Origin of the sequence: Streptomyces sp. LS1784, assembly GCF_020103755.1 — a bacterium.
GTDB lineage: Bacteria > Actinomycetota > Actinomycetes > Streptomycetales > Streptomycetaceae > Kitasatospora.
Genome location: NZ_JAHSQD010000883.1, coordinates 1 through 2,291, shown reverse-complemented (window position 1 = coordinate 2,291; position 2,291 = coordinate 1). Strand labels below are relative to the sequence as shown.

Annotated in this window: 2 protein-coding genes and 1 pseudogene; all 3 read right to left on the bottom strand. The window is 74.9% G+C overall.

The annotated features are described in order from the left end of the window. Window positions 1-351 (bottom strand): annotated as a pseudogene (locus KS423_RS43780) (hypothetical protein); the annotation flags it as partial. Window positions 352-440: 89 nt separating this feature from the next. After that, window positions 441-1,763, bottom strand: a complete 1,323-nt coding sequence (locus KS423_RS43775) for a glutamate-5-semialdehyde dehydrogenase (protein WP_224285262.1) — start codon at window positions 1,761-1,763, stop codon at window positions 441-443. A 92-nt stretch (window positions 1,764-1,855) separates the two neighbouring features. Then, window positions 1,856-2,245, bottom strand: a complete 390-nt coding sequence (locus tag KS423_RS43770) for a hypothetical protein (RefSeq protein WP_224285263.1) — start codon at window positions 2,243-2,245, stop codon at window positions 1,856-1,858. Window positions 2,246-2,291 lie beyond the last annotated feature (46 nt).

Here is a 2,291-nt window from a genome sequence, read left to right as displayed (position 1 = left end):
CACCGGGTCGTAGCCGCGTCGCCACCGCCGCCGGACCCGGCGGTCGGCCGCCCGGCCCGGCCCCGACCAGGGATCGGGGTAGAGGTGGTCCGCGTCGAGTCCGCTCGGGTACGGGCGCAGCTCCAGCGGCAACCCCTCCCCGGCCGGGACGTCACGGCCCCAGCCCGGGCCCGCGGTGTCCGGCTCGAACCGGGCCTCGGCGGCGGCGAGTTGCCGCTCCTTGGCGGTCGGCTCGTGCACGGCGGCGGACCGGACGAAGGCCTCATCGAAGACCACGGTGGCGAACTCGTCGTCCGCACCACCGTGGTCGGCGCCGTCGGGGTACGGGAAGCCCCCCACATCCTCAGCCACGGATTCAGCGTATTACCGGCCGGGCGATTTGTCTGTGGCTCCCGGCAGTTGGTCCGTCACACGTGTGACGGCCGCCCCGCGCACCGCGTTCAGCGGGCGTCCGCGCCCCCGCCGACGGTCTGCGTGGACTCGCCCCGGACGTGCCCGTCACCAGTGACGATGTACTTGGTGCTGGTCAGCTCGGGCAGGCCCATCGGGCCGCGGGCGTGCAGCTTCTGGGTGGAGATGCCGATCTCCGCGCCGAAGCCGAACTCGCCGCCGTCGGTGAAGCGGGTGGAGGCGTTGACGGCCACCGTGGTGGAGTCCACCAACCTGGTGAAGCGGCGGGCGGCGGCCTGCGAGGTGGTGACGATCGCCTCGGTGTGACCGGAGGACCAGCGGCGGATGTGCTCGACGGCGGCGTCCAGCGAGGGCACCACGGCGGCGGCCAGGTCCAGCGAGAGGTACTCGGCACCCCAGTCCTCGTCGGTGGCCGGCACCACGGTGGCCGGACCGCCCTCTGCGGCCTTCCGCACCGCCTCGTCGCCGTGCACGGTCACCCCGGCCTCGGCGAGCGCCGCCAGCGCGAGCGGCAGGAAGGCGTCCGCGACGTCCTGGTGGACCAGCAGCGTCTCGGCCGCGTTGCAGACGCTGACCCGCTGCGCCTTGGAGTTCAGCAGGATGCCGACGGCCATCGCCAGGTCGGTCTCGGCGTCCACGTAGACGTGGCAGTTGCCGGTGCCGGTCTCGATCACCGGGACGGTCGAGCCCTCGACCACGGTGCGGATCAGCGAGGCGCCGCCGCGCGGGATCAGCACGTCCACGTAGCCGCGGGCCCGCATCAGCTCCTGCACCGAGTCCCGGCTCTCCCCCGGCACCAGCTGGACCGCGTCGGCGGGCAGCCCGGCCGCGGCGACGGCGTCGCGCACCACGGCGACCAGCGCGGTGTTGGAGCGGTAGGCCGACGCGGAGCCGCGCAGCAGCACCGCGTTGCCGGACTTGAGGCAGAGCGCGGCGGCGTCCGCGGTGACGTTCGGGCGGGCCTCGTAGATGATGCCGACCACACCGAGCGGCACCCGGACCTGCCGCACGTCCAGGCCGTTGGGCAGGGTGTAGCCGCGCACCACCTCGCCGACCGGGTCGGGCAGGCCGGCCACGTCGCGCACGTCGGAGGCGATCGCGGCGATCCGCTCGTCGGTCAGGGTCAGCCGGTCGATCACCGACTCGGCGGTGCCCGCCGCCCGGGCCCGCTCCACGTCCTCGGCGTTGGCCGCGACGATCTCGGCGCTGCGGGCCACCAGGGCGTCCGCGACCGCCAGCAGCGCGGCGTCCTTCGCACCGCGCGGCAGCGGGGCGAGCACGGCGGCGGCCTCCCTGGCTCGGCGCGCTACGGCGAGGACGGGGCTGTCGGCGGTGGCGAGGTCGCTGGTCATGCCGCCAAGGGTAGCGACTGCGCCCGTCCCGCCCGGACGGCATTTCGCCCGGTGAGACGCCACCCCGGACGATCCCGGCCCGGCAGGACGGCTCAGTACGGGTGCACGCCGCCCAGGTGCGGCGGCGGATCGCCGAAGCCCTCCGCCACCCGTTTGTGGTACGTCGCCCGGTCGACCACCTCCAGCCCGACGATCTCCCAGGGCGGCAGGTTCGCGGTGACCTTGTGCTCGCCCCACAGCCTCAGCGCGATGGCCGCCGCGTCGTGCAGGTCCCGGGCCTGTTCCCAGTAGCGGATCTCTGCGTGGTCGGCCGCGTAGCGGGCGGTCAGGAAGAACGCGTGGTCGTGTGCCAGCTGCTCCAGTGAGGCGCGCAGCGAGGACAGCGGGGTGACCTGCCCGGCCACGCTCAGCACCACGTGCCACAGCCGCGCCTGCTCGGGCACGGTGGGCGGCTGGGCCGCCCGGTCGCGTTCGGGCCGCAGCCTGCGCACCCCGCCGGGCCTCTGCGACGGCGGACCGGCCGGCTCG

Bases quoted from the DNA above. Each gene is read 5' to 3' on its own strand.
- KS423_RS43775 (WP_224285262.1), bottom strand. From the start codon at position 1,763: ATGACCAGCGACCTCGCCACCGCCGACAGCCCCGTCCTCGCCGTAGCG.